The following is a 20,873-nucleotide window of genomic DNA, read 5'->3' on the forward strand; positions in this document are numbered from 1 at the left end:
ATGACTGCAGGAATCAAGATCATCAATGACTGGGGCACCGTACTGATCGACGATGCCTTCCCGACACTCGCCATGCTGGCTCAAGGCACTACCACGCTGGATGGCGAAGGAAGCAGGTACATCGGCAACCATGCCGGCATGGTTGCCGTGCGTTCGACCTCGGTGGTTGGAAGCCAGTACTACAATCAGATCGACGGCTATTCGGCTGGGCTGTATCTGTTTGGTCCGCCCGGCGCAGTGGTGCAGTGGTATGTGTACGCGCCACCGCAGGAGCCACCAAGCAATTTTGGACTGATCATCCGTGACGGTGCCGGCCGCCTGATGTTCGACGCAGGCCGGAAAGCCGCGCGGGTGGCTGGCCTTCGTTCTGCGTCGACACGGCCTGGCTGGCAGGGGAGCGCCCAGTTTGATCCTGGACGTGCCTGGGCAGTGATGCCCCTGGTTCACGCGTACGATTCGGCGAACACGTTCCAGCGATGGGGCGATCCGCAGGAATACCTGCAACACGAGGACGTAAGTGTTTCCGGAGGGGCGGTCAACGGTGGAACCATCACGTTCGGGATGACGCAGACGGCGCGGCGTACCTACGGCCCCTACTACGGACTACCTCTACCCACCCGGTTCACCTATACCGGGAACAATGCAGCCCTCGCGGTGCTTGATGTAACCGGCTACTAGTGTCGGCCATGCTGGCCGAGATCGGCCTGCTCGAGTTGATCGAACAGGTGGGCGGGGGCGGCGGCGGGCACTGACGCTTCCGCGTTCGCGTCTGAGACGACGCGCACGCATTCTGAAGCCGGTCAGGCACCTGAAACCGTCGCTGTCGTAGCATTGCCCGCGTGATGGGGCCGATGGACGGCCCCGCGTTGACGGGCCACGTGCCTGGATGCCAAGGAGATGCAAGCAATGCAGGGAACAAACCACCTTCCAGCGGCCCCCCGCGAAACGTTCGGCAGGGCCGGGGCCACCGCGCTTGCGCTGGCCCTGGGCCTCAGCCTGGCAGCATGCCAGGCCAAGAGCCCGGAGGCGGATACGGCAGTTGCCCCCGCCGCCGCCGCGCCCGCCACCGCATCGCCGCCCGCCACTGCAGAGCCTGCACGCGCCGCACCTGCCACGACAGCGGCCGATGCCGATGATCAGGACATGCCGCCGCAGCGCCCGGATGATTCCTACAACAAAGCCACGCTGCGGCCGCAGTACGCCACGTGCGTGAACTCCAGCGGCGGCGAGACCCCCGCACTGCAGGCGTGTGGCGATGAGGAGCTTGCCTGGCAGGAGCAGCGACTCGAGCAGGCCTTCATGAAGATCGTCGACGGTCCCGATGGCAAGGACAAGGATAGGCTGATGGACGAGCAGGCCGCCTACATGTCCGATACCAATCGCTACTGCAGCTGGAACCCTGCCGAAGACGGGCAGGGGCAGATGCTGGACGCGCAGTCCTGCCGGATCAATCGCACCGCCAACCGTGCCGACGTGCTGCAGGCACTGACCTCGAAGTAATTCCCCCGCAAAGGAGTGCAGGAAAATGGATGTTGTGACCCAGGCAAAGCAGGCAATGGACAACTGGCATCGCGGCCAGACGTCGGCGCATTTCGAAACCGGAGGTCGCGGCCCCGGCCACGTTTCCACCGGCAGGGGCGACCATGGCGGCGTGTCGTATGGCAGTTACCAGTACGCCACCAACGTTGGCGGCGTGGATGAGTACGTCGCCGCCTCGCGCTATGGCAACCGCTTCAACGGCCTGCAGGCAGGAACCCCGGCCTTCACCGAACGCTGGAAGGAAGTGGCGGCCGCCGATCCGGCAGGGTTTGCCAGGGACCAGCACGACTTCATCCAGCACAAGTACTACGACGTGCAGATGGGCCGCCTGAAGGATGTGGGCATCGATCTCTCCGGCCGTGGTGCGGCCGTGCAGGATGCGCTGTGGAGCACCTCGGTGCAGTACCGCGGCATGACCCGGTCGGTGTTCCAGAAGGGCCTGCAGCAGGCCTATGGCGAAGACTTCAAGCTGACTGAGCTGAGTGACGAGCAGATCGTCCGCGCGGTGCAGGACTACAAGCACGCCAATGTGCAGGTGCACTTCCAGAGCTCGCCCACCCTGTGGGATTCGCTGCGTGATCGTGCGCTCACCGAGAAGACCGCACTGGTCGGGCTGGCGCGCTACGACCAGGTCAACCACAACCCCGAGGCTTACCGGGGCAAGGATTACCAGCAGGTGTTCGGTGAACCTGAGCCCGGCCAGCGCGGCCAGCGTGCGGCGGCATCGGCGATGGCCGACGGCGTGCTGGCACCCGGCGAGCGTGGTACCGAGGTCCAGACCCTGCAGGCCAAGCTGATCCAGGCCGGCCATAGCGGTCGCAACGGGCAACCGCTGACAGCCGATAGCCACTACGGTGCCAATACCGAGCATGCAGTGCGCGAGTTCCAGCAGGCGCATGGGCTGACCGTCGATGGCAAGGCCGGCCGGCAGACCCTGCAGGCCCTGGATACGGCGGTACGCGAGCACACGCCGGCGCAGCCTGTGGCACCGGCCACGCCTGCACCGGTCACTCCTGCTGCGGCACCCGCACCCGCGACTGCGCGGGAAGCCGATGCCGCCGCCGCGCCCGGTGGCCAGCGCATCGTCGTGGTCGAACCCTTTGGCAACGGCAGCAGCAACCGCACACTGCGCCATGGCACCAGTGGCGAGGATGCCTATCGCGAACTGAAGATCCATCACCCCAACACCAATGCCGAGGCCGTGCGCACCGGCAATGCCGCCAAGGCTGACCGCCCGTCGGCCATGGTCGAGGGCGAACTGGAAACGGTACGGACCCGCGGTGATCGCAACGGCATCCCGCTGGTGCACAAGGATCTGATCCTGAGCAATGCGCGCGGCGATCGGGAGGTGATGATTCCCAATCCGGTCGCCGGGTATGTCCAGGTCAACAATGACAAGTGGAATTCGATCAGCATCTGGAGCCATCGGGCCGGGCATCCGCAGCGCGAACTGGTCGGGCAGGTGCTGCACGGTGCGCGTGGAACCACCCCTTACAAGACCGGTGATTTCGTCGAGTACGGTGCGCCGTTGATCCGCCAGTCCGATGCCGGTACCCCGGGTGCCGTGCACGCTCATATCGAGCTCGAGCCCGATCAGTACCGCAGGTTCCTAGGTGACATGCTCAACGACCGCATCACCCTGGGCGGCAAGGTCCACGCGCAGGGCCCCGAGGCCGCGCAGGCCGCACGCAGTGCACAGCAGGCGCCGATGGCCGATGGCGTGCTGAAGCAGGGCGAGCGCGGCGATGAGGTCAAGGCCCTGCAGGGCAAGCTGGCGGCGCTGGGCTACGCCGGGGCCGACGGCAAGCCGCTGCACGCCGATGGCGTGTATGGCAAGGACACCTTTGCAGCGGTCAAGCAGTTCCAGGCCAACAATGGCCTGGACGACGATGGCAAGGCCGGCCGCAGGACCCTGGCGCAGGTGGATGCGCCCAACGCGGTGAAGGCCGGTATCGCGCCGGCGGCACCGGCCCAGGCCGAACCTGCAGCGCCGGCCAGCATGCGCGACGCCGGGCATGCCGACAACGCGCGTTTCGGCCAGGCTTTGGAGAAGCTGCAGGCGCTCGAACAGCAGCGCGCCCAGGCCGGCCTGAAGCCGCTGTTCGCCAACCCGCAGGAAGCCGAACGAGCGGCTGGCCAGCTGGCCTACGAAAGCAAGGTGTCCGGCATGCGCCAGATCGACCATGTCGTGGCCCGCCCGGACGGCACCGGCCTGTTCGCGGTGCAGGGCGAGCTGGGTGACCCGGCAGCGCAGCGGACCTTCGTCGACCGCCAGCAGGCGGTGTCGCACTCGGTCGAGGCCAGCAGCCGGCAGAGCGAAGCGCTGGACAGTCAGTTCAACCAGCGTGCGCAGGAACAGCAGCAGGAACAGGTGCGCAACCGCGGGTTGTAAGCCACGCGGTATCCCCGGGGCCGGTCGAGCGGCCAGCCCCGGAGCCACCCGCCGCCATTCAGCCGTCCGGTGTAAACTATTGATCTCACTGGCAATGCCAGTCTTCGCGATCAACACCCCGATGCCGTCCGCCACCGCCCGTTACGCCGATTCCCTGCGCCTGTCCGTTGCCCCCATGATGGACTGGACCGATCGCCATTGCCGCGTGTTCCATCGCGTGCTGGCACCGGGTGTGCGCCTGTACACGGAAATGGTGCACGCCAACGCGGTCATCCACGGCGATCGCGAGCGCCTGCTCGGCTTCGACCGCAGCGAACAGCCGCTGGCGCTGCAGCTGGGGGGCAGCGATCCCGCGCTGCTGGCGCAGGCTGCGCGCATCGCTGCCGACTGGGGCTACGACGAGGTCAACCTCAACTGCGGCTGCCCGTCCGACCGCGTGCAGGCCGGGCGCTTCGGCGCCTGCCTGATGCGCGAGCCGATGCTCGTGGCCGAGTGCGTGGCGGCGATGGTCGATGCCGTCGAGATCCCGGTGACGGTGAAGTGCCGCCTGGGCGTGGACGAGGACAACGACTACGACGTGTTCGCCGCCTTCGTCGACCGCCAGGTCGCCGCAGGTGCCGCGATGGTGGTGGTGCACGCGCGCAACGCGTGGCTGAAGGGCCTGTCGCCGAAGGAGAACCGCGAGGTTCCGCCGCTGAAGTACGACTGGGCCTACCGCCTGAAGCAGGAGCGCCCGGCGCTGCCGGTGGTGCTCAACGGCGGCCTGGCCAGCGTCGAGGTGGTGCAGGCGCAGGCCGCGCACGTCGATGGCGTGATGCTGGGCCGCGCGGCCTACCACGATCCCTACCTGCTGCATCAGCTGGAGGCGCTGCAGACCGGCGCCCCGCTGCAGGCCCGCGGCGACCTGCTGCGCGCGCTGCGCCCCTACGTGGAAGCGCGCTTGGGCGAAGGCCTGGCGCTGAAGCACATCACCCGCCACCTGCTCGGCCTGTTCCATGGCCAGCCCGGTGGCCGCGCATTCCGCCAGGTGCTGAGCGAGGGCGCACACCGCCCGGGCGCCGATTGGAGCCTGGTCGAGCAGGCGCTTGCCGCGACCGAACGCGACGCTGATCGCGCCGCAGCGTGACCGCTGTCACATTCCTGACTTGACAAGGCGCGGCGATTCGTTCCGAATGTTCACCTAGCTGAACATCGCGGGGTCGCGGCCGGAAAAGTTCAGACCGGATTCACTGCCCCAAACCAAGAATTTGCAAAGGATTTGTAAAGCGCCGGGCCCCGAACCCGGCATCCGGATTTACGACTTTTGAACGAATCGCCGTGCTCGGCTAGGATCGCATCGATGTCTTCCGCTCCCTTCCATCGCCGCATTGCCCTGGCCACCTGCGTGGTCCTGTCGGCCGTGCCGCTGTCGTCGGCGCTGGCACAGCAGCCGCCGCGGGGTGAGCAGGGGCGTGCGGAGATGATGGAGCGGGGCGAGCGCGGCAACCGTGGCGACGAGCGTTCGCTGTCCGATGCCGTGCGCCGCGTGCAGCGCACCACGGGTGGTCACATCCTCGGTGCCGAGCGCGTGCCGTTCGATGGTCGTGATATCAACCGGGTGAAGTACATGGACGACCGGGGCCGGGTCCGCTACATGGACGACCCCGCCCCGTCGCGTTCACAGCCGCGCACGCCGCGGTCGGATATGTCATCACTACGCGGCGATAACCCCTGAACAGGGATAGTTGTCGCTATCAACCCGTACCCCACAGGCCTCCGGGCCACACCCAGGACACTAGGGAGAGTTCATGCGTATCCTTCTGGTCGAAGACGAAGCCCCGCTGCGTGAGACCCTGGCAGCCCGGCTCAAGCGCGAAGGCTTTGCCGTCGATGCTGCGCAGGACGGCGAGGAAGGCCTCTACATGGGGCGCGAAGTTCCGTTCGATGTCGGCATCATCGACCTCGGCCTGCCCAAGATGTCGGGCATGGAGCTGATCAAGGCCCTGCGTGATGAAGGCAAGAAGTTCCCGGTGCTGATCCTGACCGCGCGTTCGAGCTGGCAGGACAAGGTCGAGGGCCTGAAGCAGGGTGCCGACGATTACCTGGTCAAGCCGTTCCACGTCGAAGAGCTGCTGGCCCGCGTCAACGCGTTGCTGCGCCGCGCCGCTGGCTGGAGCAAGCCGACCCTGGAATGCGGCCCGGTCGCATTGGACCTCGCCGCCCAGACCGTCAGCGTGGCCGGCAGCAATGTCGACCTGACCAGCTACGAGTACAAGGTGCTGGAGTACCTGATGATGCATGCCGGTGAACTGGTCTCCAAGGCCGACCTCACCGAGCACATCTACCAGCAGGACTTCGACCGCGACTCGAACGTGCTGGAGGTGTTCATCGGTCGCCTGCGCAAGAAGCTGGACCCGGATGGCGAACTGAAGCCGATCGAGACCGTACGCGGTCGCGGCTACCGTTTCGCGATCCCGCGCAACGAGGGCTGAGCCGGCTCACCCTGGCGATAACACGATGTCCGGCCGTCTGTGGTTCTTCCGACGCTGGCGGCCGCGCTCACTGCAGGCGCGCCAGATGCTCGCCGCGTCCGTGGGCCTGGTGGCGTTCCTGGCCCTGGCCGGTTACGCGCTCGACGCCGCCTTCGCCGACACGGCGAAGGCGAACCTGCGTGAGCGCCTGAAGAACTACGCCACCTCCTACGCGGCCGGCATCGACTTCACCCGCGACCGCTCGCTGTACATCCGCGAGCAGCCGCCGGATTCCCGCTTCGACGTGCCCGGCAGTGGCCTGTACCTGCAGGTAGTGATGCCGCACGGCAAGGGCAATTCGATGTCCGCTGAAGGCCCGATGCTGCCCACCGTCGGCGGCGGCCTGCTGGCACCGCGTCAGGAGGTGTTCGAAGGCCCGCTGCCGATGATCCAGATCGACGGCAGCCAAGGCTCGGTGTACCGCTACGGCCTCGGCCTGGTCTGGGGCGCCGACGCCGATCCTGCCACCGAATTCCCGTACACCATCTATGTGATGGAAGACTCGCGCGCGCTGGGTGCCCAGCTGCGCGTGTTCCGTGGCCGCGTCTGGTTCTACCTGGGCGGCATCGGCCTGATCCTGCTGCTGCTGCAGACCGTCATCCTGCAGTGGAGCCTGCGCCCGTTGCGCCGGGTGATCACCGAGTTGACCAAGGTGCAGCGCGGCGAGACCGAGCGCATGAGCGAGCGCCACCCGCGCGAGCTGGAACCGCTGACCGACAGCATCAACGCCTTCATCGAAAGCGAGCGCGAGAACCTCGAGCGCCAGCGCAACACCCTGGCCGACCTGGCGCACAGCCTGAAAACGCCGATTGCCGTGTTGCGCACGCAGATGGACAGTGGTGCCGGCGACGGCGCGCTGCGTGAGGAACTGGACGTGCAGCTGCAGCGCATGAACAACCTGGTTTCGTACCAGCTGGCACGCGCGGCCTCGTCGGGCCACAAGCTGTTCTCCGCGCCGCTGCCGATCGAGTCCAATGCCGAGGAAATCGTGCGTGGCCTGGAAAAGGTCTACGCTTCCAAGGGCGTGCTGTGCGAATTCGATATCGATCCGGCCGCACGCTTCCACGGCGAACCGGGCGACCTGCAGGAACTGCTCGGCAACCTGCTGGAGAACGCCTTCAAGTGGGCCAACCGCCGCGTGCTGCTGACCGCGCAGCCGCTGCCGGCCCCGAACGCGCGCCGCGCCGGCCTGCTGCTGGCGGTGGATGACGACGGCCCGGGCATTGCCCCGGACGACATCGGCAAGGTGCTGCAGCGTGGCGTGCGTGGCGACGAGCGCGTGCAGGGCCACGGCATCGGCCTGTCGATCGTGCAGGACCTGATCAAGGATTACCGCGGCGAACTGACCGTGGGCCGTTCGGCCGAACTGGGCGGCGCCCGCTTCGAAGTGCGCCTGCCGCCAGGGCCGTAAGCCTCGTTGATCGGTAGTGCTGGCCGCTGGCCGGCAACCAAGCAATGCCATCGAAGATCATGGGGTTGCCGGCCAGCGGCCGGCACTACCGCATTGCGATCCTGGGCGGCTCGCCGTAGAACCGTCGCAGCTGCGCCGCCACCTCCGGCAACGCCTGCTGCAGCAGATCCGGTGCCGAGAAGTGGTACTCGCTGGCCACCGCGAAGAACTCTTCCGGCGCCTCGGCCGCATACGGATCGATCAGCGTCTCTTCGCCTGCGTCCACCTGCGCACAGAACGCGTCGTAGGCGCGCTGGAACGTGCCCGCCCACTCGCGCTGCCATTCGCGCGGCAGCGGCGGCGTACCGTCCATCGCACCATCGAGCGCATCCAGCTTGTGCACCATCTCGTGCACCGCCACGCAGTAGCCCTCGTGCGGCGCCGCCAGGTCGGCCTGCACATCGGCCCAGGACAGGATCAACGGACCGCTGTCCCACGACTCGCCGATCAGCTCGTCATCCCACTCGTGCAGCACGCCAGCCGCATCCATGTGGCTGCGGTGCACGCGGAAGGCATCGGGGTAGACGATCAGCTGCGACCAGCCCTCCAGCCCCACCTCACCGAACGCCAGCAGCGGCAGGCAGCACAGCGCGGCCAGCAGCACGCCGTCACCGGCCTGCAGCTGCAGCTCACCGATCGGGGTGATGGTCTTCTCGTGCAGGAAGCGCGTGGCCAGTACGCGCAGGCGCGCGCGGCGTTCGTCGTCCAGTCCGTCCAGCCAGGCCGCGCGGCGGCAGGCGTGTTCCCACAGTGCATCGTTGATCGGCCGCGGCGTAGGCCGCAGCCACTGCAGCAACGACTTGATCAGCGGAACATTCCCGGCAGGTAGCTGTGCCACTTCGGCGCACGGATGCGCTGCAGCACGTCATCGTCGCTGCCGCCGCCCCCGGTGCTGGTGGCACTGCTGGCCGCAGGGCGTACCGGTGCCGGCTTGGTGGTCGCAGCCGAGGCAGTCGCGGTCGGCGCGCGCTGCGAGGCGGCATCACCGTTGGAGGACACGCAGGCGCCGCGGCTGTCGTCCAGCGCTGCCGTCGCAGACGCCGCGAAGGGCATCATCAGCAGGATCAGGCAATGGGCATAACGGCGCATTGACGACATCCACGTTAAGGGAGGGTGAGTTCCCGATTCTAGCCCGAACCCGTCGCCCCGTTGGAAGCCCCCGCGGAACCCAGCGTGGCGGGCGTCGCTGGCGGCTTTCCCGCATAATTCCTGCCTGACTTCGTGGAAGCTGCCGTGGACGATCGCCAATTGCTGGCCAAACTCGCTGCCGGTCGCCTGTCCGGCGACGCCCTGGCTCGTGAGCTGGGCCAGACCCGGGCGGCTATTTGGAAGCGTATTCAAGGACTTAGGGCCGCCGGTGTGGATGTCGAGGGCCGTGCCGGCGAGGGCTATGGCCTGACCCGCCCGGTTGACCTGCTGGACCCGGCGGCGATCCGTGCTGGCCTGCCGGCCGGGGTTCTGCCGCTGCTGCACGACCTGCAGGTGGCCTGGACGGTGGACTCCACCAACGCTGAATTGCTGCGGTGCAGCGCGCCCCAGCGCGGGGTCAGCGTGCTGCTGGCCGAACGCCAGACCGGTGGCCGTGGCCGTCGTGGCCGCACCTGGGCCTCGCCGCTGGCCGCGCATATCTACCTGTCGGTGCTGCGCCTGTACTCCGGTGGCCTCGGCCGCCTGGCCGGGCTGAGCCTGGTGGCCGGCATCGCCGTGGCTGAAGCGCTGCACGACCTGGGCTATGCCCAGGCACAGCTGAAGTGGCCGAACGACCTGATCGTCGATGGCAAGCGCAAGCTGGTCGGCCTGCTCGCAGAAGGCGGTGGCGAATACGCCGGCCCGGCGCGCGCGGTGATCGGCATCGGCATCAACACGCACATGCCGCCGTCGTTCGCCGAGCAGATCAGCCAGCCGTGGGTGGACCTGGACACCCTGGCCGGGAAGCCGGTGGACCGCAACGTGGTCGTTGCCGCCGTGCTGGCCCGTCTGCTGCCGGCGCTGGAGGAATTCGATCGCGAAGGCCTCGCTCCGTTCCTGCCGCGCTACGCCGCCTTCGACATGCTGGCCGGCCGCGAAGTACGCGTGGAACTGGACGGGCAGTGGCAGCACGGTACCGCGCTTGGCCTGGCCGATGACGGCGCATTGCGCGTGCGCATCGATGGCCAGGAGCGCCTGCTGCACGCCGGCGAAGTCAGCGTGAGGGCAGCATGAGCGATTGGTTGTTCGACCTCGGCAACTCGCGCTTCAAGTTCGCGCCGTTGCAGGGAGATCGTGCCGGTGACGTGCAGGCCTGGGCGCATGGCGCCGAAGGCATGGCCGGGCAGCCGCCGCACAGCCTGCCCAGCGGTACCACCGCGTTCGTGGCCAGCGTGGCCGCACCCTCGCTGACCAGCGCCATGCTGGACCAGCTGCAACGCCGCTTCGAAAACGTGCACGTGGTGCGCACCAGCGCCGAATGCGCCGGTGTGCGCATTGCCTACGCCAAGCCGGAAAAGTTCGGCGTCGACCGCTTCCTGGCCCTGCTGGCTGCCGCAAAGGCACAGCGCCCGGTGCTGGTGGTCGGCGTGGGCACCGCGCTGACGATTGACCTGCTCGACGCCGACGGCCAGCACCACGGTGGCCGCATTTCCGCGTCGCCCACGACCATGCGCGAAGCGCTGCACGCCCGCGCCGTGCAGCTGCCGGCTACCGGCGGCGACTACAGCGAGTTCGCCAACGACACCGCCGATGCGCTGGCCTCCGGTTGCGATGGCGCTGCGGTGGCGCTGATTGAACGCAGTGCGCAGCAGGCGCACGCGCTGCTGGGCGTAGCGCCGTCGCTGCTGGTGCACGGCGGCGGCGCACCGGCGCTGATGCCGCTGCTGCCGGGCGCCGACTACCACCCCTCGCTGGTGCTGGATGGCCTCGCCCGCTGGGCGGTGCACCAGCCCGCAGGCTAGTATCCGCGCATGCTGACCCGTGCCCTGATCGTCGTACTGGCCGTTCTCAATCTTGGCGTCGCCTGCTGGTGGCTGCTGCGCGATGCACCGCAGAAGCCTGCGCCGCCGCCGCAACCCGCTGGTGTGGCCGAGCTGCGCTGGGTGCCCGGTGGCGCGGATGCCAATGCCGCAGCCGAGGCCACCGCCGCCGCCCCGACCGCACCGCTGATGGAGCGCGAACCGGCCGCGAAGACCGCAGTGGCTGCGACGCCCGCACCCGCGCCGGCCGTGCTGGCCAAGCCGGAAATTCCCAAGCCGCAGACGGCTGACGCTACGCCGGTTGCTGCCGCCGCCAAGCCGGCAACACCGCCTGCACCCGTTCCGGCACCGGAAAAGCCCGTAACCCCGCCCGCGGCCGCCGAGCCGCCGCGCTGCGTCGCGCTGGGCCCGTTCGCCGACCGCGCTGCCGCGACCGGTGCGCAAGGCAAGGCCGGCACGCTGCTCAGCCAGGTGCGCCTGCGCGAACAGCCCGCTGCCAGCGGCAGCGCCCGTTACCGGGTGATGCTGCCGGCCGCCGCCAATCGTGATGAAGCGCAGGCCACCGTGAAACGTATCGTCGCCGCCGGCCTGAGCGACTACTACATCATCAGCCAGGGGGAGGAGGCCAACGCCGTGGCGCTGGGCCAGTACCGCAATCGCGAAGGCGCCGAGCGCCGCATGGCAGCGGTGCAGGCCGCCGGCTTCCAGCCGCGCCTGGTGGCCAGCGGCGACGCCGGCCAATGGTGGCTGGAAGGACAACTGGCGGCGGGCACGCAGCCGGCCCAGGCCCAGCAGCGCAGCGGGGCGGCACAGAGCCGGTCGCTGGAATGCACGCGGTTGCGCTAGAATCCCCGGACCGCGGCGCTGCCGCCGGTGCACCACCCATGCCGCTTTAGCTCAGTTGGTAGAGCAACTGTCTTGTAAACAGTAGGTCATCCGTTCGATTCGGATAAGCGGCACCACTCGGGAAGCGCCGAGACCCCTTAAAAACAGGGGTTTCAACGGAAAAGGCCAGTGCGGTGCGCTGGCCTTTGTTCGTCTACTGGGAAAATTAGCGACTCTTTTTGGTTTCACGGCCGCTCTTACCACCAGTACGGAATGGTCGTACAGCTGACGCATGGCCTCGGTCACGTGGCCGCCAGCGGCCTTGTCCTCGTTGTCGGTGATTCCCCGATGCTTCAGGCCATGGAGCGCGAACCGCTGCTCCTTCTCGATCACGTCCTCCGCAACCGCGCGGCGGATCAGGCGTTGCCAGGTGCTGTCGAGGGCTGATTTCGTGAGAGGGGTGCCGGACTCTGAAACCAGAAGGCGTCGTTGCTCAGGTTTGATCGGTACCGGCCGCCCATGGGCCTGCATTCGTTCGTCTCGGTAGCTCTGTAGACACTTCACGGCCCGCGCGCAGATCCTTGGTCCACGGATCTGCAAGGGCTGTCGCGCACCACGCGCTCCAACCCGTATCTGCACAGCGGCCTGACATTCAAACGCAACATGCTGGTGCGCACGTTCCGACCGCACCGGCTGCTGAGCCGCGAGGCGTTCTCGCAGCTGGCGCTGGACTACACCACCTTCGGCATGGGGTATGTCGAGCGTCGCCGCGCCATGTCAGGAGCCGCGCACAGTCTGGTGTTCGCTATCACGTGTTATGTGAGCTGCCTAAGTTAATTGCTGGCGAGGAGATGGAGTTCTGGAACACCATCGTCAATTAAAAAGTTAAGCGGATGTTCCTGCGAAAGCTCTACCGGATCATCGTCACGACTGCGCGCTGCGTACCGGGGTTCAGTGTTCCAGCGAGAGAGCCTTAGACGCAGTCCCGGCAGTTCGGCGACGCTGGCCCGCTCAAGCATTTGGTCTCTGGCCGGAGACCCCACTGCTTTGGGCAGAGTTGCTCAGTTGACCCTTGCCTAGGTTGTCAGAAAAATCCCACCCGCCTGCGTGAGGTCGCTGGTGGAGGTTTCTGCGCGGGCGCGGCATGATAAGGAGAGGGGGCGATCTGGTCTAATTTTGTCGAGATCGTCACTGCCTCACACCTTTCAGACTCCAGGGGATATTGATGACTTACACCGCTGAGATTAGTAGGACCAGCCCAACGGCTTTCCTTTTCCTTGTCGACCAGTCCGGTTCCATGCAGGACAACATGGAGAACGGCAAATCCAAGGCACAATTCGTTGCGGACGTGCTCAATCGCACGCTCGCTACGTTGATCACTCGATGCACTAAGTCCGAAGGCACCCGGGACTACTTCGAGGTCGGTGTCCTGGGCTATTCAGGATCCTCTGCCAGCAATGGCCTGAGCGGTGGGCTCGCGTCGACAGTTCTCCATCCCATTTCCGAGATTGAAGCCAATCCGCTCCGTGTGGAGAACCGAACCAAGCGCATTGACGACGGTGCTGGCGGACTCGTCGATCAGTCGATCAAGTTCCCGGTCTGGTTTGAGGCCAGTGCCTCCGGCGGCACTCCGATGTGCACCGCAATCACCGCCGCGGCTGGTGAGCTGGCTGCTTGGTGTGATGCGCACCCAGACAGCTACCCTCCGACGGTACTTCACGTTACTGATGGTGAGTCGACAGATGGCGATCCCGAGTCGCTTGCGCATCAATTGCAGCAGATCAGCACTAACGATGGAAGCGTGCTGCTGTTCAATCTGCATGTGAGCACGAGCGGTGGAGATCCGGTCAAGTTCCCAAGTTCCGACGCTGGCTTGAGTGACTCTTACGCGAAGTTGCTGTACCGGATGTCCAGTGCTCTGCCTCCGCATCTCCAAAAGGTTGCCGAGGAAAAGGGTATCAAGGCAACTATGGAATCGAAGGGCTTCGTGTTCAATGGTGAAATCGCAGAGATCGTCGACTTCTTCGACATCGGTACGAGGGCCGCGCAGCTGCGCTGATCATGGCCCTGTCGGTTCTGTTTGAGGGGACGGTGGCTAAGCACGAAGAGTCACCGAGCGACAATGAGGATGCCTACCGCCTAGCCCCCGACGTGGGTAGGATCGTTCTGGCCGATGGGGCGTCAGAGTCTTTTGACGCCCGCAATTGGGCGCAGCTCCTTGTTGACCGCATGGCTGATGAAGATCTATCGGTGGCTGCGGTCGGGGCCTGTGCGCAGGCCTACGAGGCTATGCATGACCCGGAGCAGCTCACCTGGTCAAAGGCAGCCGCATACCAGCGGGGAAGCTTTGCCACGCTGCTAGTCGTTCAGGACCTCCCTGAATCAAACTTGGTTAGGATCTCCGCCGTCGGAGATAGCCTTGCCGTATGGCTCGATGGGGACAAGATGCTGGCATCAGTCCCATATGGCAGCTCGGAGCAGTTTCTGGACAGGCCGACGTTGCTGTCTACAAGGATCGATCTGAACGAGCCGGACGGTCTGCACTGTTCTGTGCACGAATGGGAGTATGAGGAGCAAGGGCACAGGTTCCTCCTGTGCATGACCGATGCGCTTGGTGCCTGGCTTCTGTCCCATCAAGAGAGAGGAGATGCGTCAGCACTGGAATCCTTGTGCAGTATCCGAGAATCGCATGAGCTTGTTGAGCTCGTAGAGAAGGAGCGTGCCGCGGGCCGAATGCGTCGCGATGACTCAACACTGATCATCGCTTCGGTTACCAGGTCATGAGGAGGATCTGACCATGGCCTACCCGTCCTTAGAGCAGTACAACGAGGCACTGCAGTCCCCTCAGCTGGTGCTACTGGATCCTGAGCTCAAGCGCGGTGCGCTGAGAACCACTGGTCTCGGTCTGCCCTTGGCGCTGTGCGGCGGGTTCGCGCTGACGTACGAGGTGACGGTAGGCTCCAAAAAATATGCTTTGCGTTGTTTCCACAAAGAATCTCGTGAGCTGGAGCATCGCTATCAGGCGATCTCGTCAAGACTGAAGCAGCTTAATAGTCCGTACTTCCTAAATTTTGAGTTCAATCCTGCGGGCATCCGGATTCAGGGGGGCACCTACCCTACCGTCAAGATGGCGTGGGCCAGCGGGAGCACGTTGGCTGAGTTTCTTGAGGCGAAGCACGCTGACAAGGCGGCGCTGACTAGGCTGCGGGCTGCTTTGATGTCATTGGCTGCTTACCTAGAGCAGAATAATGTTGCTCATGGAGACATCCAGCCAGAGAACCTGATGGTCAGTGCTGATGGCGGCACTGTTCAGCTGATTGACTACGACGGCCTGTATGTGGAATCACTTACGGGAGCAAAGGCGACCGAGCTGGGCCAGCTCAACTTCCAGCACCCGCAGCGTTCGGCGAACGATTTCGGTCCCACGTTGGATCGTTTCTCCTTCTTGACGCTGGATGTGGCGCTGCAGGTTCTAATTGCGGCTCCGACGATGTGGGCGTCTACTAAATCTGAGCCAAGCGCTGTCGTATTCCGCCGCAACGATTTTCTGGACCCGACCCAATCCACGTCCTTCCAGAGTGCTGTGGCCATTCCTGGCGCTCGCGTTCATGTGGAAAATTTAGCCAAAGTTGCTGCAGCTCCCTTTTCGAATGTTCCTTCGCTAGCCGAGTTCCTTAAGGGGAATGGTATACCGGCGGGGCCGATTTCGATCAGCGCGGCGCCCAGAGTACTAACCTATCAGGGCCCCTATGTGGTCGCTGACGCCGCCAACTACGGACAGGTACTGCTGCAGGTCGGCAATCGAGTGGAGCTCGTCGGGCGCGTCCAGGAGGTAAGGCGTGGCCGTGCCAGGAACGGCAAGCCATACATCTTCGTGAACTTCGCTGACTGGCGAGGGCTGGCGGTGAAGCTGTCGATCTGGTCCGACGGGATAGACGCCATCAAGACCGGCATGCCCGATGCATCCTGGGTTGGGCGCTGGGTTTCGGTAATGGGCCTAGTTGATCCGCCTTACAGCAACAGTGTTCGCGTCAAGAACAGTTCTCGGTCGATTAGCTATACCCACCTGTCGATTACGATTACTTCTCCTGGTCAGATACAAACACTTGTCGAGAAGGATGCAAGGTTCCGGCTTCTGGTAGCAGGGAAGCCTGTTAGAGCTGCCTTGGGCGGTGTCACGACGCAAGCAAACAGCCCAAATGCCAACATCATCAAGGGGATGGGCGGAGCGGTGCCAAGCCCTGGACCGCTCCCTCAGCCAAGCCCGAATCCGTCGCCATCTCAGAGTCGGAATCAAGCGATCGTAGGGGGAATGCAGCGGCAGTCAACGACTCCCCCCCCGAGGCCACCACATCGACCACCCGTCCCCGGGGGCGCTCCTCCCAGGCCTGTCTCATCCAACGCCGGGTGCTGGCCAGTCGTAATAGCCGGCGCATTGTTCGCAGTGGTGCTGAAGATGTGTGCAGGGTAGAGGATGGCTACGGTACAGGAGGCTTTCAGCCTTTTTTTGCATGTGTTGGTTTGATCGTAGACGTGGCTGCTAGCAAACGAGCCCACTAGACAAATTTTGGGAGATGTATGTCCAGTTTGGTGCAGGAAATCCAGCGCGACGCGCTAGACCCTAAGACCGGCGTCAGTGACCTGCTTCGAAAGGCGTTGGTGGTGTCAACCAAGCTCAAGATCAGTGAGGACACCGCTTGGATCAAGGCCGAGCTTTCAGGCTACACCGATGATGCTGAGCTGCCTGCCTATAGAGATCTGCGTGGGCTCCCTCAGGTACACAATCACTATCATGGCTACTTGCCTTTTAACATGCCAGCGGAGATGGAGCAGAAGTTCTGTAGGCTACCCATGGGATTCAGCGTGGCAGAGGTGGAGGCGCTTCTCAGAGGAGCGGAGGACGAGCTTCGCTTCAGCTTTCCACCAAAGGTCACGGCTTACTTCCTGAAGCATATGGAAGTGCAAATGCAGCCTTCGCTCTTTATCTCTAAAAGTGTTTTCCACGGTGTCTTGGACACCGTCCGAAACCGCGTTCTCCAGTGGGCGCTCGATCTTGAGTCCGCAGGAGTAGTTGGTGACGGTATGAGCTTCAGCCCTACCGATGTAAGGGCTGCCCAGCATGTTACAAACATCACCAACAACATTGGCACGATGCACAACTCGCAGCTTCAGCAGCTGTCTGCAGGGCAGCAGTCGTACCAGATGATGGAGAGGCGCGACGAGCTTGTATCCCTCTTGGAGCAGATCAAAGATCACGCCACATTCGACGGTGTCCCGGCTCAAGTAGCCGTGGACATTGACACGCTTCTGATTCAACTCCAGTCCGAGTCTCCCAAGCGGGGAGTCGTGGAGGAGTCTCTGAAATCGCTACGAGCGGTTCTGGAGGGAGCAGCTGGTGGCGTGCTTTCTAGCTATGTTCCCCAGCTTGTCGGCCTAATGGGAGCAATTGGAATCCGGTGAGGCCTATGGGCTGGGGGAACGCTGGGAGCTCCATCTCGCGCGATCGGCCTGGCTGAGCCGATCGCACCCTACTGAATGGAGCTTAGCAAGGCTCTACGGTCGGTCCTATGTCTCGACTGAGGCCGGGGCGGCACTTGACGAAGCATCTTTCTTCGCCTGGGCCTTGGCGTTCTTAGACGCCGCTCGTCGAATTCGCTGTTGGGCGTCCTTAACCTTCTCTCCATCCAGCACTTCACGCTTCAGGATTTCATTGTTGAGAAGTTCAACAATCGCCTCCGATTCAATCTTAAGTTCTGGGAAAAGGCGACGAAGCTCCCGGCGAATGACGGAGACAACGGGCTCGCCGAGCACAACTTGGGCGACGGTGAATTTGTTGAGCACAGAGATGTGCTGATGGTACAAGCCCATTGCATCTGATGTGATGCCTTCTCTGCAAAGAAGGAAGAGTCGGCGTTGGTCTTCTTCGTTCTTTAGGTTTACGTCGGCAATGCACAGAGATGAAACCAGCTCGTAGTCAATGGGCTGGCCAAACTTGATCCTGTAGAGTCGCCACTCAAGTGCATTGGTGAGCACAATCCACTCGATGCCCTCATGGGCGCCGTAATTTACTGCTTGGCGTAGATGAGTCTCGTTTAGAGCGATCGCCGCAGCTTTCACCTCGATCAGCACGCGGATCTTGCCGTCGATCTTTACGGCAAGATCGCAGAACGTACCCCTTATCTGTTGCTCTCCAGTCAGCTCGTTGTATTTGTCATAGCCGAAGATCTCGGCGAGCATGTCCTTGACTAGAGTTACCGTGTCAGCTTCGGAAACATCTCTCGTCTTGTGGGATACCGCTACTGTTACCAGAGACTTCACCGCCGCAGGCCACCTTTCCATTACCTTCTTGGGGATCTTCAGCACGTCCTCAGCTCCTTGCTCGGATGACTTCTGCATATTGGCTTCTTGCCCGGATCCTTGCAATGCAAGCAGATTGGGCAGGCTCGCCTCAGCCGCCGAACCGGTCCGATATTTGCTGGTCCGGTCTCCGGCCCTGGCGATGGAATAGCCCTTTTGTGACCTGATGCGAGAGCTCATCCGATAGCTGGGAGAGTCTGCTCTTGGCCGGAAGCGGACATTGAGACCGTCTTGTGGCATGCCAAGTGGTGATTGCACGTGCCCTGTGAGCGTCGAACCGGCTGTAGTCGAAACGAGTCAATACCGAAGTACTGGAGCTATTCCATCATGGCCACTAAGAAAAAAGTCGAACTCAAAGCATTTGATGTGGCCGAACACCTTCGGACACCCGAAGAAATGGCAGCCTATCTCGACGCCTGCATCGAGGAAAGCGACGGCGATTCCGCGTTCATCGCCAAGGCGCTCGGCGACATCGCGCGCGCTCAGGGTATGAGCAAGGCTGCGCGCGCGGCGGGCCTGTCGCGCGAGAGTCTTTACCGCGCACTGTCCGGCGAGCGCAGCCCTGATTTCGCCACCATCCTGAAGGTGACCCGCGCTTTGGGTGTGCGCCTGCATGCCAGTGCCGTGTGAGGCATCAAGGCACTGCGCTCCACTTCCGCCGCCTCAAGAAGTCTGGTGCGATCAGCCTAAATCAAACCGAATGATGCGGATCAACCCTCTTGTCGACGATCCGTCTCCGAAGGCGGCCACCGTGCCACAGGGGAATACCTCTTTCGCACCGTCGTGGTTGATGAATGAGATCGTGCAGTGTGCCAGCGTTCCCGGCGTGATCCGGGTGATGCCGCAGTCATTCAAGACGAAGCCGTACCACATAAGTTCAGGGCTTATCGAAAGCGCCATGGGGCGCGCGGTGGAGGCGATCATCTCGGCAACAGCGCCGCCGCGCGAATCCACTTCGTCCAGCCGCAGCTCAACGAGAACAGGCTTCAGGTTTGGATAGGGTGTGCTCATTCCAGCAGCGGGTCTGCCTGATTCGCTAGCCTGGGCAGTGACGTTGTGAACCTGTGCATTGGGGATCTCAATGTTCTGCATTACTGAGCCCCACCCACCTGCAGCGCCACATACTCCGCCAGCCCCCGGCAGGCCAGCATCAGCCCCTCGCGCACACCGTCGCCGATATCGTCTTTCTCTTCCCCGTCCACGCGCACGCGTTCGGCGGCGTGATATAGCTCCAACAACGACACCAGACCCACCGCAGCGCGGTCCCGGCGAGCGGCGGCCACGGCTTGGCCGGGTGTGCTGGCGGGCCCGGCCACGGCTGTCCATCGGCGGCGTCACCGGCCTGGATGCGCTGCAGGCAGCCGGGCAGATTGATCGGTGCGGGGGCTTCGTTCGCAGCGGCGAAAGCGGCTTCCAACGGCTGCGCCAGTTCGGGTGGCAGGCGCAGCGCGGCCTCGCCAAGGGTGGCGCTCAGGTACGGGTGATGGGTCTTGGGCATGCGGGCGTCCTCGTCGGCAACAGAGGTGCCACCCGAAGAGGGTGGCGGGCGATGCGTGGCTTCCAAGACCGGGTCAACGAATCGGCTGGCACGAGGCCCCCACGCACCGCCCGCCGTCGATCGGCTAACGGATTGCCAGCCGGCGCCGCCCCTGAAAGGACGACGCCGGCTGGCAAGCGTATACATCGTTGACAACACGGGCTTGGAAGTCCCGACCACCTTTTGCAGGTGGCGATTCATCATGCGCACGCGAAATCCCCGCCTGCCAGTCGTTTGTTTTGATGGCATCGGGTGATCTGAAAGGAAAAATGAATTATCGCGTTTGGCCTGTTTCGAGCATTGCAATGCCAGAAGCGACATATCGCGCAGTGCCGTCATCATCGGCCATCCGGGCCGCGCCACTGTGCGACGTAAAGCTGGCTTAACAGCCTCGGTAAGGCACCAAGGCAACGATACCAGGCGTGAATCCCCACGCGCGCTACCCGGATCTTGATATTCCTCACGGACCGCCCGCAGCGCCCACCGCATACTGCGGCTACACGCCCACCTGGGCCCCTTCGGGATCCGCACATGCGTCGCCATGCCCTGTCGCTCACCGTCGCACTGGTGTCCACCGCTTTCGTGGCCCCGGCCATGGCCGCGGTGCCGTTCTTCAACGCCAGCTGCCCGGGCGGTGTCGATGTGCACGCCGACGAAGGCGGCCCCGTCTACGTGCAGGGCCGCGAGGCGGCGCTCAAGCGCTTCAACGACCGCTACGTCGAAGCACGCGATGCCAATAGCGGCATCACGTTGTCGATCAGCAGCAGCGAGGATGGCACGCCGCAGATCAGCTACACCGGCCGTGGCGGCGCCAATGGCATCTGCCAGGTCAGTGCCAGCGGAACGCCGGCGCGGGAAGAGCATCGCGATCGCCGTCGCCACGATGACGACAGCGATGCGGCGCTGCCGCGCGAGGTGACCTGCGAATCCACCGACCAACAGCAGGTGTCGTGCGAGATGGATACGCGCGGCAACGTGGAGGTGGTGCGCCAGCTGAGCCACACCCGCTGCGAACAAGGGCAGAACTGGGGCCTGTCGCGGCACTCGGTATGGGTGAACGGCGGGTGCCGGGCGGTGTTCCGCAATGTGTCCAAGGTGGCGTACAGCGCGCCGGCGGGTGATACCGCGCTGGGCTCCTGCAATTTGCGCAAGGGCGCGCAGGGCACGCTGGTGACCCGGATGCCGGTGGGTAGCGACTACCAGGAACTGATCATCGATTACCCCGATGGCCGCTTCTTGTGCATGATGCGCAACAACGGCCAGGTGCAGAGCCTGACGCCGGTTCGTCGCCGCGGCGGTTGAGTTCGCCGTGGGC

The 20,873-nt window shown here is 64.2% G+C and carries 21 protein-coding genes, 1 tRNA gene and 2 pseudogenes; 19 read left to right on the plus strand and 5 right to left on the minus strand.

The features are described 5' to 3' along the window. The 7 genes from E5790_RS09630 (at nt 1) to E5790_RS09660 (ending at nt 7,852) form a co-directional block, all read left to right on the plus strand. Nucleotides 1–678: a hypothetical protein gene (locus tag E5790_RS09630; RefSeq protein ID WP_032956264.1), complete on the plus strand. Its 678-nt coding sequence runs from the start codon at nt 1–3 to the stop codon at nt 676–678. Between the two features lie 228 nt (nt 679–906). Continuing rightward, on the plus strand, nt 907–1,500 hold the full coding sequence (locus tag E5790_RS09635) for a lysozyme inhibitor LprI family protein (RefSeq protein ID WP_111206516.1): 594 nt from the start codon (nt 907–909) through the stop codon (nt 1,498–1,500). Between the two features lie 25 nt (nt 1,501–1,525). After that, complete coding sequence (locus E5790_RS09640; RefSeq protein WP_111206514.1) at nt 1,526–3,931, plus strand: peptidoglycan-binding protein; 2,406 nt, start codon at nt 1,526–1,528, stop codon at nt 3,929–3,931. A gap of 94 nt (nt 3,932–4,025) precedes the next feature. After that, nucleotides 4,026–5,057: a tRNA dihydrouridine(20/20a) synthase DusA gene (dusA, locus tag E5790_RS09645; protein WP_168708234.1), complete on the plus strand. Its 1,032-nt coding sequence runs from the start codon at nt 4,026–4,028 to the stop codon at nt 5,055–5,057. A gap of 213 nt (nt 5,058–5,270) precedes the next feature. Beyond that, a complete protein-coding gene (locus E5790_RS09650; RefSeq protein WP_014645619.1) occupies nt 5,271–5,645 on the plus strand; it encodes a hypothetical protein in 375 nt (124 codons plus the stop codon). 73 nt (nt 5,646–5,718) lie between these two features. Then, nucleotides 5,719–6,402: a response regulator transcription factor gene (locus E5790_RS09655; protein ID WP_004136763.1), complete on the plus strand. Its 684-nt coding sequence runs from the start codon at nt 5,719–5,721 to the stop codon at nt 6,400–6,402. Nucleotides 6,403–6,427: 25 nt separating this feature from the next. Beyond that, nucleotides 6,428–7,852 carry a sensor histidine kinase gene (locus E5790_RS09660; protein WP_014645620.1) on the plus strand — a complete coding sequence of 475 codons (1,425 nt, stop codon included), beginning with the start codon at nt 6,428–6,430 and terminating at the stop codon, nt 7,850–7,852. A gap of 85 nt (nt 7,853–7,937) precedes the next feature. Here E5790_RS09660 and E5790_RS09665 read toward each other — a convergent pair whose 3' ends face one another. Next, on the minus strand, nt 7,938–8,729 hold the full coding sequence (locus E5790_RS09665; protein WP_168708235.1) for a M90 family metallopeptidase: 792 nt from the start codon (nt 8,727–8,729) through the stop codon (nt 7,938–7,940). After that, nucleotides 8,696–8,980 (minus strand): hypothetical protein, encoded by a 285-nt coding sequence (locus E5790_RS09670; RefSeq protein WP_014645622.1) that lies wholly within the window; start codon nt 8,978–8,980, stop codon nt 8,696–8,698. The genes E5790_RS09665 and E5790_RS09670 overlap by 34 nt, the downstream gene beginning before the upstream one ends. Nucleotides 8,981–9,124: 144 nt before the next feature. Between E5790_RS09670 and birA the strand changes: the two genes are divergently transcribed. The 10 genes and pseudogenes from birA to E5790_RS09720 all read left to right on the plus strand — a co-directional run bounded on the left by birA (nt 9,125) and on the right by E5790_RS09720 (nt 17,124). After that, nucleotides 9,125–10,093, plus strand: coding sequence for a bifunctional biotin--[acetyl-CoA-carboxylase] ligase/biotin operon repressor BirA (gene birA / locus E5790_RS09675; RefSeq protein ID WP_014645623.1), 969 nt, complete (start codon nt 9,125–9,127; stop codon nt 10,091–10,093). Beyond that, nucleotides 10,090–10,821: a type III pantothenate kinase gene (locus tag E5790_RS09680; RefSeq protein ID WP_088480267.1), complete on the plus strand. Its 732-nt coding sequence runs from the start codon at nt 10,090–10,092 to the stop codon at nt 10,819–10,821. Before birA ends, E5790_RS09680 begins: the two co-directional genes overlap by 4 nt. Before the next feature lie 9 nt (nt 10,822–10,830). Next, the gene (locus E5790_RS09685) at nt 10,831–11,685 is read left to right on the plus strand and encodes an SPOR domain-containing protein (protein WP_111206505.1); all 855 of its coding nucleotides are present in this window, start codon (nt 10,831–10,833) and stop codon (nt 11,683–11,685) included. A 40-nt stretch (nt 11,686–11,725) separates the two neighbouring features. Then, nucleotides 11,726–11,801 (plus strand) — tRNA-Thr (locus tag E5790_RS09690). A 136-nt stretch (nt 11,802–11,937) separates the two neighbouring features. Beyond that, complete coding sequence (locus tag E5790_RS21910; protein WP_168708236.1) at nt 11,938–12,111, plus strand: hypothetical protein; 174 nt, start codon at nt 11,938–11,940, stop codon at nt 12,109–12,111. Between the two features lie 147 nt (nt 12,112–12,258). Then, a pseudogene (locus E5790_RS09700) lies at nt 12,259–12,435 on the plus strand (Presumed portal vertex protein); the annotation flags it as partial. Between the two features lie 454 nt (nt 12,436–12,889). Then, complete coding sequence (locus E5790_RS09705) at nt 12,890–13,723, plus strand: vWA domain-containing protein (protein WP_111206503.1); 834 nt, start codon at nt 12,890–12,892, stop codon at nt 13,721–13,723. Between the two features lie 2 nt (nt 13,724–13,725). Then, a complete protein-coding gene (locus E5790_RS09710) occupies nt 13,726–14,448 on the plus strand; it encodes a hypothetical protein (RefSeq protein WP_111206501.1) in 723 nt (240 codons plus the stop codon). A 13-nt stretch (nt 14,449–14,461) separates the two neighbouring features. Further along, on the plus strand, nt 14,462–16,135 hold the full coding sequence (locus E5790_RS09715) for a protein kinase family protein (protein ID WP_111206499.1): 1,674 nt from the start codon (nt 14,462–14,464) through the stop codon (nt 16,133–16,135). A 107-nt stretch (nt 16,136–16,242) separates the two neighbouring features. After that, entirely contained in the window at nt 16,243–17,124 is an 882-nt protein-coding gene (locus tag E5790_RS09720) for a hypothetical protein (RefSeq protein ID WP_111206498.1), read from the plus strand. A 105-nt stretch (nt 17,125–17,229) separates the two neighbouring features. Here E5790_RS09720 and E5790_RS09725 read toward each other — a convergent pair whose 3' ends face one another. After that, the gene (locus E5790_RS09725) at nt 17,230–18,201 is read right to left on the minus strand and encodes a type I restriction enzyme HsdR N-terminal domain-containing protein (RefSeq protein ID WP_168708237.1); all 972 of its coding nucleotides are present in this window, start codon (nt 18,199–18,201) and stop codon (nt 17,230–17,232) included. Nucleotides 18,202–18,348: 147 nt separating this feature from the next. Here E5790_RS09725 and E5790_RS09730 point away from each other — a divergent pair, with 147 nt between their 5' ends. Then, on the plus strand, nt 18,349–18,651 hold the full coding sequence (locus tag E5790_RS09730) for an addiction module antidote protein (protein WP_111206494.1): 303 nt from the start codon (nt 18,349–18,351) through the stop codon (nt 18,649–18,651). A 51-nt stretch (nt 18,652–18,702) separates the two neighbouring features. Here E5790_RS09730 and E5790_RS09735 read toward each other — a convergent pair whose 3' ends face one another. Further along, a complete protein-coding gene (locus E5790_RS09735) occupies nt 18,703–19,113 on the minus strand; it encodes a hypothetical protein (RefSeq protein ID WP_229653732.1) in 411 nt (136 codons plus the stop codon). Beyond that, nucleotides 19,113–19,519, minus strand: a pseudogene (locus E5790_RS09740) (hypothetical protein). The gene E5790_RS09735 and the pseudogene E5790_RS09740 overlap by 1 nt, the downstream one beginning before the upstream one ends. Nucleotides 19,520–20,089: 570 nt before the next feature. Here E5790_RS09740 and E5790_RS09745 point away from each other — a divergent pair. After that, a complete protein-coding gene (locus E5790_RS09745; protein WP_111206490.1) occupies nt 20,090–20,860 on the plus strand; it encodes a DUF3011 domain-containing protein in 771 nt (256 codons plus the stop codon). The last annotated feature ends 13 nt before the right edge of the window (nt 20,861–20,873 follow it).

Origin of the sequence: Stenotrophomonas sp. PAMC25021 (assembly GCF_004795795.1) — a bacterium.
Taxonomy (GTDB): Bacteria; Pseudomonadota; Gammaproteobacteria; order Xanthomonadales; family Xanthomonadaceae; genus Stenotrophomonas; species Stenotrophomonas muris.